Raw genomic sequence first — 7,369 nt, 5'->3', positions numbered from 1 at the left:
TGGGGCGCTTGCGCATGATGTAGGCACCGGCACCGATCGCGCCCAGAGCCAGCACGCCGCCACCGGCGGCCATGGCCATCCCTGCACCCTCTGAACCTGCGGCCACACCGGTATCGGCGCCACCTTCAGGCATCCCGTCCATCTGCGAAGCGCTCAGCGTGCCACAGGCAGCCGGGAGGGTCGCAGCCAAGGGCAGCGACTCATCGAGCTCCGAGGGAGCGTTCGCGGCTTCCTCACTCAGCACCGTGGGATCCACGCCGTGGACCACGACGACGCCGGTGCCATCGACGATGGAGGCCAGCACGTCATCGGGGATCTCCAGGCTGCGCTCATAGGTGTAGCTGGAACCACCGGGGAAGCGTTCCACCGCGAGAGCGGAATCGGCCGAGGTGTCACCCTCGATGGTCAGAGAGGAGCCGATGCCGCCGTAGAAGGGTGCGCCTTCTTCGACGTTGACCGCTCCGTCACCGTTCTGATCAGCATCCGGGGACGGGCAGAGGCCCTGGGCGCCGAAGTGGATGTGCTGGGCATGGGGGAAGGGAGCGTCCATGAAGGTCTCGGCTGCGCCGTCGACGGTCATGTAGACGGTGGCCTGGTTGCCCTGGCCCTCGATGAGGACATCACCGACGGTACCGGAGTTGTTCAGCGGGTCAAGATCTGCCTGGAAGGACCAGGACTGGCTGGAATCAGCGGTGGCGGTGCCATCGGTCTCGGGGCCGTGTCCGGAGTGGGCCATGGCCGGGGCGGCGCTGAGCAGCAGCGCGCCAAGCGCCAGGGTGGGAACAGCAAAGAATTTGGAGGTACGCATAAGGGACTCCTCGTCAAGGTGATGTAGTCGTGCTACTGGTGAACGTGGTCTCGATCACTCCACGCAAGCACTGTTCGGAGCCAGATCTGGATTGGATGGTGAATTCCCGAAAAAAGTTGCTCGACTCATCGATCCGCGCAGAAATGCAGGGATTGAGGGACCTCTATGGCCCTTTCAAGACTGCATATCCTCCGCTCGCGAACCCTGATGTGGTCGCCTCTGCCCGCGTCCTTCCCAGAGCTTTGTCGCATCCTCATGCCATGTCCCCATCGAAATATCCGTCCATAGCGATGGGACATGGCATGAGGATGCGACAGATTGCGGGACGGGCACTGGAAGGTCGGAGCGGCTCACACCGGCCGCCGCCAGATGCCCCTTATGCCCCGGTGGAGTCCTCGGTCGGGGCTGGCTTCTTCGGTGTGCGCGACTCGAAGTAGTTGTGGGCGCCCAGCCAGACCGCAGCAGAGAATGCGATCAGAATACCGATCGACTCCATCAGCAGATGGCTGGCGAGCAGCGCGACGACCGCGATCCCGACCGCGTAGAAGACCCCTGCCACCAGGAACGCCTTGCTGAAATTGCTCACCAGGCTCCTCAGTCCCGCTTGGGCAGGATCATGTTCGTCATCCGGGCGGTCGAGAGGCGGCGGCCGGCGTCGTCGGTCATCACGATCTCGTGGCTGGTCAGCTGTCGGCCCAGGTTGATCGGGGTGCAGGTGGCGGTGACCAGGCCCTCGGTGACCGAGCGGTGGTGGGTGGCGCCGAGCTCGGTGCCCACCACGGCGTTGTCGATGCCCAGGTTGACCCGCGCGTGCAGGATCGCGGCGATCGAGCCGAGCGTCTCGGCGAGCACCATGTGTGCGCCGCCGTGGAAGAGGCCCACGTTCTGCTCGTTGCCGCCCACCGGCATGGTGGCGACCATCTTGTCCGGGCCCATCTGCAGGTAGCGCAGGCCCATCTTCGCGCCCAGCGGGGTGGTCCCGTGCGGGCCGGTCCACTTCCGGTACTCCTCGGGAATGTTCGCGGCGTCCATCCGGGCGGTCCGCTCCTCCTCCTCTGGAATTGGAGTGGGCACGCCGGGGACGGGGTAGTTCGAGAGCGGGTTTGAGTCGTCATGCGCAGAAGTCATGGGCTTCAGCTTAGATGCCGACGGGCGCAGCGGCCGGGATCTGCGCCGGGGCAGGTCTGGGGTGAACCCGGGGCTCGCGATAGGCTGGTGGGCGTGTCAACTAAGCCCAATAAACTCCTGGTCATCGACGGTCACTCCATGGCGTTCCGGGCGTTCTACGCCCTGCCCACCGAGAGCTTCCTGACGGATTCCGGCCAATACACCAACGCGGTGCATGGCTTCACAAACATGCTGCTCAAGCTGATCCGTGAGGAACTCCCCACCCACGTGATCCTGGCCTTCGACCTGGACACCCCGACGTTCCGGCACACCTCCTACGCCGAGTACAAGGGGGGCCGCGCGAAGACTCCCGAGGAGTTCCGCGGCCAGATCGACCTGATCAAGCAGGTCGCCGAGGGCATGAACATCGCCGTGGTGACCTCGGAGGGCTACGAGGCCGATGACATCGTCGCCACCTACGCGACCCGGGCCGACACCGCCGGCTGGGAGACCTTGATCGTCTCCGGTGACCGCGACACCCTGCAGCTGGTCACCGAGCGCACCACCCTGATGTACCCCACCTCCGGGCTCTCGAAGGTCGCGATGCTCGACCCGGCCGCGGTGGAGGAGAAGTACCTGGTCCCGCCGCTGAAGTATCCGGACCTCGCCGCGCTGGTGGGGGAGTCCGCGGACAACCTGCCCGGCGTGCCCAAGGTGGGACCCAAGACGGCCGCGAAGTGGATCACCGAATACGGCTCCACCCGCGGGATCATCGAGAACGCCCACCTGATCGGCGGCAAGGCCGGGGAGAACCTGCGCGAGGCTCTCGCCGATGTCGAGCGCAACCTGGAGCTGAACCTGCTGCTGCGCGACCTGGAGCTGCCGGTGGCCCTGGAGGACTCCGAGCTGCAGGTTCCCGACCGCGAGGTCCTGGACCCGCTCTTCGACGCGCTGCAGTTCAACCAGATCCGCGAGCGGCTCTTCGAGACCTTCTCCGCCCGCTTCCCGGAGACCGTGGTGGCTCCCACCCCGACCGAGGCGCTGCCTGAGGTCACCGTGACCGAAGAGGCCGAGAAGCTCAGCACCTTCCTGAAGGCCCATGCCGGAGCCCCGATGGCGATCGCGGTCTGCCTGGATCGCAGCGGCGAATCGCTGACCACCAAGCCCAAGCGGGACGAGGCCGCCCGGGTGGCCGAGGCCCTCGCCGTCGTGCTGGTGCCCTCGGCCTCCGGGGACGTGTCTGGCACCGCAGGCACCGCAGATGCCGCCGAGACCGCGAAGACCGCGAAGACCGACGACGACGCCGATTCGGCTCCCGAGCCGACCGGCATCCCCGCGCTGGCGCTCTCCCTGACCTCGCTCGACGCGGCCGCCGACGCGGTGCTGGCCGAATGGCTGGGGGACCCGGACGCGCCGAAGCTGGTCCACGACATCAAGGACGCCGGCAAGCGGCTGGCCTGGCGCGGGCTGCACCTGCGCGGCGCCGTGGAGGACACCCTGATCAGCGGCTACCTGATCCAGCCGGACCGGCGGAACTTCGCCTTCACCGAGCTGGTCACCCAGTACCTGGGCGTCTCCACGGACCCGGCCGCCTACCTGGGCGGTCACAGCACCGAAGAGGACGAGGCCCCCGGCGCCCAGGGGCCGGACCTGTTCTCATCCCAGGACCTGCTGCCCGGGGTCACCGCCGAAGATCTGGACACCGCCGCGCTGCATGGGATGCTGCTGCATCAGCTCTCCCAGGCGCTGGGCGAGCAGCTGGTGGAGCGCAACGGCGAAAAGCTGCTGCGCGAGATGGAGATCCCACTGGCCGAGATCCTGCTGCAGATGGAGCTCACCGGCATCGCGGTGAGCCCGGAGAAGCTGGACTCACTCGACGCGGAGTTCGCCGCGGCCATCGAAGCCTCCGCGCAGGAGGCCTACGCGGTGGTCGGGCACGAGGTGAAGCTGGGCTCGCCCAAGCAGCTGCAGACCGTGCTCTTCGAGGAGCTCGAGCTGCCCACCGCCGGGGTGAAGAAGAACAAGACCGGCTACTCCACCGACGTGGAGACCCTGCAGGCGCTGCTGATCAAGACCCAGAACGAGTTCCTGGTGCACCTGATGAACCACCGCGACTCCACCAAGCTGCGCCAGACCGTGACCGGGCTGATGGAAGCGGTGAACGGCGACGGGCGGATCCACACCACCTACGCGCAGACCGTGGCCGCCACCGGCCGGCTCTCCTCGCTGAACCCGAACCTGCAGAACATCCCGGTGCGCACCGCGGCCGGTCGGAAGATCCGCGACGCCTTCGTGGTCGGACCCGGCTACGAGACCCTGCTGACCGCGGACTACTCCCAGATCGAGATGCGGATCATGGCGCATCTCTCCGGAGACCAGGCGCTGATCGAGGCGTTCCGGGCGGGGGAGGACCTGCACAACTTCGTCGGCGCGAAGGTCTTCGGGGTCGAGGCTTCTGAGATCACCCCCGAGCAGCGGTCCAAGGTCAAGGCGATGAGCTACGGACTGGCCTACGGGCTCTCCAGCTTCGGACTCTCCAAGCAGCTGGGCATCGGGGTCGATGAGGCCCGGAACCTGATGAACGAGTACTTCGAACGCTTCGGCGGGGTCCGGGACTACCTGCGTGAGGTGGTCACCCAGGCCAAGCAGGACGGGTTCACCTCCACACTCTTCGGGCGGCGCCGCTACCTGCCGGACCTGAGCAGCGAGAACCGGCAGCTGCGCCAGATGGCCGAACGCGCCGCACTCAACGCTCCGATCCAGGGGTCCGCGGCGGACATCATCAAGCAGGCCATGATCGGCGTGGACTCCGCGCTGCGCTCCGAGGGCCTGGAGTCCCGACTGCTGCTGCAGGTCCACGATGAGCTCATCTTCGAGGTGGCCTCAGGGGAACGCGAGGCCCTGGAGAAGCTGGTGACCACCCGCATGGGCGCCGCCGCCGAGCTCGATGTCCCACTGGATGTCCACGTGGGCGTCGGCTCCTCCTGGCACGAGGCCGCGCACTGAGCCAGGCCTGTTGGCCGGGGGTGGGTCAGGTCAGGTTCCGGCCCGCCCCGGCCCGTTTGTCGCAGAGCCATGGGAGAAATCCACTCTCAGGAGCCACGGCCATGGCTCAGCGCGTGGTCTTCTCGATCGATGCTGCGGTTATGCCGATAGATCAGGGCTGAGTACAACAGCCCTGCCGACAACATCGGGAGCACGCCGACCCACAGGGAGGACTGACTCGATACGTAGCTCGCGGTGACTCCAAGAAGTGCCGCGCCCAGAATGAGGTAGAGCGACGCCCTTCCATCGCTCCTGGGCGGAGCGCCGAAGTGGGGAATCTTTCGACCGGGGTTGGCCATGTGTCTCTCGCGGAAGGAGAGCAGCCACAGGCTGACCCCGGTCAAGATGGCCAGAGTCGCGAACATTGGTCCCATGTCCCCATCACACCGCAGAAGAAGCTTATGTTCAAGAACGGGCGTGTATTCGAATGCCCGTCGCTGGGGGGGGAGAGACCGTCGGGAGCTGCGACGCAGAGCTCAGTGCGAGTCCTGCTCCAGCACGCAGACCGCGAGCTGCACTCGGTTGGTCAGCTGCAGCTTCGCGAAGAGGCTGGAGAGGTGAGCCTTCACCGTCGTGGGACTCAGGTACATCGCCTCCGCGATCTCGCTGTTGGTCATCCCCTGGGCAACGAAACGGCCGACTTCCCATTCGCGTGGAGTGACCAAGCGGGACATGTCCACGCCGACCTGACGGCGCGCGACGGGAGCCGACGGCGCAGGTTCTTTCCTGGCTGTGGCCAGCTCCACGAGTCGCGCCAGCGATTTAGGGGAGAAGGACGGTCTGCCACTCGCCGCATCCTGAATGGTGCGGACCACTAAGCCCGGCTCCGCATCCTTGAGCAGGAAAGACACTGCTCCCGCGAACAGCGCATCGCGCAGGAGCGCGTCCGTGTCGAAGGCGGTCAGGATCACCACCTGGGCTCGTGCACCGGCCCGTCGCAGGGCGGCTGTCGCGTCGATCCCGTTGAGCACAGGCATGCGGATGTCCATCAGGACGACGTCGGGGTCAAGCCGGTCCACGGCCTCGAGCACCTCGGAACCATCGGCTGCTTCGCCGGCCACCACGATCCCGCCGATTCCTTCAATCATGAGCCTTAGACCGGAACGCATGAGTGTCTCGTCATCGACGATCAGCACACTCACCCGCCGCTGCCCGACTTCTGCGCTCATGGGAGCCTGACCTCGACGTCGAAGGTGCCGGCGGCCGTGACGCCATACCGTGCACTCCCACCAAGCAGCTGCGCGCGTTCGGTCACCCCGATCAGACCGAGCCCGGTGCCCAGCGCGTCCGAGCTGTGGCCAGCGTGGTGCGCCGAGACGGGATTGCTGACATGCAGCGTCACCGCCTCGGGGGTGCCCTCGACGACGACCGAGACGGTATCCGTCGGTGCGTGCTTTCGGGCGTTCATGAGCAGCTCCTCGGTGATGCGTGCCAGCGTCATGGCGCGCTGGGGGTTCTGAGCGAGCGCGGTGGCCGTGATGTTCTTCCACCGCAGCGAGACATCGTGACCGGCCGCCTGGGCGGTATCCACCATTCGCTCCAGGGTGGCGGTGTTCGGCAGCGGTGAGGTGGGGCGTATGTCGTCGGTCTCGCGCAGCGCCAAGAGCGCTTCGCGCAGCATGACGTTGGCGTCTGCAGCAGCATCGCGCACGGTGTGCGCGGTGGCGCGTCGCTGCTCGGCGCTGAGATCCGCGCGGTAGGACAGCGCTCCTGCATGCATCGCGACGATGGCGAGCTGGTGGGAGATCCCGTCGTGCATATCGCGGGCGATGGCGCTGCGTTCTTCCGCCCGCGCCTGCGCGATCTCTGCCTCCCGCATGAGCACCGCAGCGCCCCGGGCTCGTTCTGCGGACTTGGCCTGTTCGCGCAGTGCGGCCACCAAGGCGGAGCGTGTCCCACGAACTCGCCCCCAGAGGAGCACCACGACGGTGAGTGCCAGAGCACCGAGCCCGGTCAGCATGACCTCATCGATCGGGAGAGCCGCCGATGAGTCCCGGAGCATGGCGTAGCCTAGGCCGCCCAGCACGGTAATCAGAACCACCACACCGTCCAGACGGTAGGAACGCCGCGCCCCGAGCCGGACCACGCTCACGATCCATGCGGGCAACGCCCAGGTGCTCCCCACCGCAAGCACCACGACGGCGATGTTGCCGACCCGGGACCCCCTGACGGGGCCCACCGCGGCACATGCCGCCAGGCCGAGGAGCGCGTCGAGGAGCACTAGCAAAGCCGCCCGACCCGGGAGATCACCTCCGTTCTCCTCGAGCTCCACGCCCAGCAGGATGAGAAAGGTGAAGCCTCCGAGGAGAGTGCAGCAGGTGGAGATGAGCGCAGCTCGCAGGCGAGGTCGGTCACCGAGCAGCCTCAGCCCACGCTTGCCGTCTAGGAGAGGAGTCGAGTGAGTCACCT

At 66.9% G+C, this 7,369-nt stretch carries 6 protein-coding genes; 1 reads left to right on the top strand and 5 read right to left on the bottom strand.

Features of this window, described 5'->3' with window-relative positions:
• From I2487_RS02955 to I2487_RS02945, 3 genes are all read right to left on the bottom strand, one after another.
• Positions 1-808 (bottom strand): hypothetical protein (locus tag I2487_RS02955; RefSeq protein ID WP_207173006.1); only part of this gene is annotated, 808 nt, incomplete at its 3' end.
• A gap of 376 nt (positions 809-1,184) precedes the next feature.
• On the bottom strand, positions 1,185-1,394 hold the full coding sequence (locus I2487_RS02950) for a hypothetical protein (protein WP_207172503.1): 210 nt from the start codon (positions 1,392-1,394) through the stop codon (positions 1,185-1,187).
• 8 nt (positions 1,395-1,402) lie between these two features.
• Positions 1,403-1,936: a hotdog fold thioesterase gene (locus I2487_RS02945; protein WP_207172502.1), complete on the bottom strand. Its 534-nt coding sequence runs from the start codon at positions 1,934-1,936 to the stop codon at positions 1,403-1,405.
• A gap of 138 nt (positions 1,937-2,074) precedes the next feature.
• Here I2487_RS02945 and polA point away from each other — a divergent pair, with 138 nt between their 5' ends.
• Complete coding sequence (polA, locus tag I2487_RS02940) at positions 2,075-4,921, top strand: DNA polymerase I (protein ID WP_518523693.1); 2,847 nt, start codon at positions 2,075-2,077, stop codon at positions 4,919-4,921.
• Between the two features lie 515 nt (positions 4,922-5,436).
• Here polA and I2487_RS02935 read toward each other — a convergent pair.
• Positions 5,437-6,129 (bottom strand): response regulator, encoded by a 693-nt coding sequence (locus I2487_RS02935; RefSeq protein ID WP_207172499.1) that lies wholly within the window; start codon positions 6,127-6,129, stop codon positions 5,437-5,439.
• Positions 6,126-7,367 carry a histidine kinase gene (locus I2487_RS15675; protein WP_207172498.1) on the bottom strand — a complete coding sequence of 414 codons (1,242 nt, stop codon included), beginning with the start codon at positions 7,365-7,367 and terminating at the stop codon, positions 6,126-6,128. Before I2487_RS15675 ends, I2487_RS02935 begins: the two co-directional genes overlap by 4 nt.
• Positions 7,368-7,369: the final 2 nt, after the last annotated feature.

The sequence above is a fragment of the Nesterenkonia sp. E16_10 genome, assembly GCF_017347085.1.
Classification (GTDB): Bacteria; Actinomycetota; Actinomycetes; order Actinomycetales; family Micrococcaceae; genus Nesterenkonia.
Note: the sequence above shows the minus strand (reverse complement) of the source record. Positions and strands in the feature narration are given on the sequence as shown.

Bases quoted from the DNA above. Each gene is read 5' to 3' on its own strand.
- I2487_RS02945 (WP_207172502.1), bottom strand. From the start codon at position 1,936: ATGACTTCTGCGCATGACGACTCAAACCCGCTCTCGAACTACCCCGTC.
- polA (WP_518523693.1), top strand. From the start codon at position 2,075: ATGGCGTTCCGGGCGTTCTACGCCCTGCCCACCGAGAGCTTCCTGACG.
- I2487_RS02935 (WP_207172499.1), bottom strand. From the start codon at position 6,129: ATGAGCGCAGAAGTCGGGCAGCGGCGGGTGAGTGTGCTGATCGTCGAT.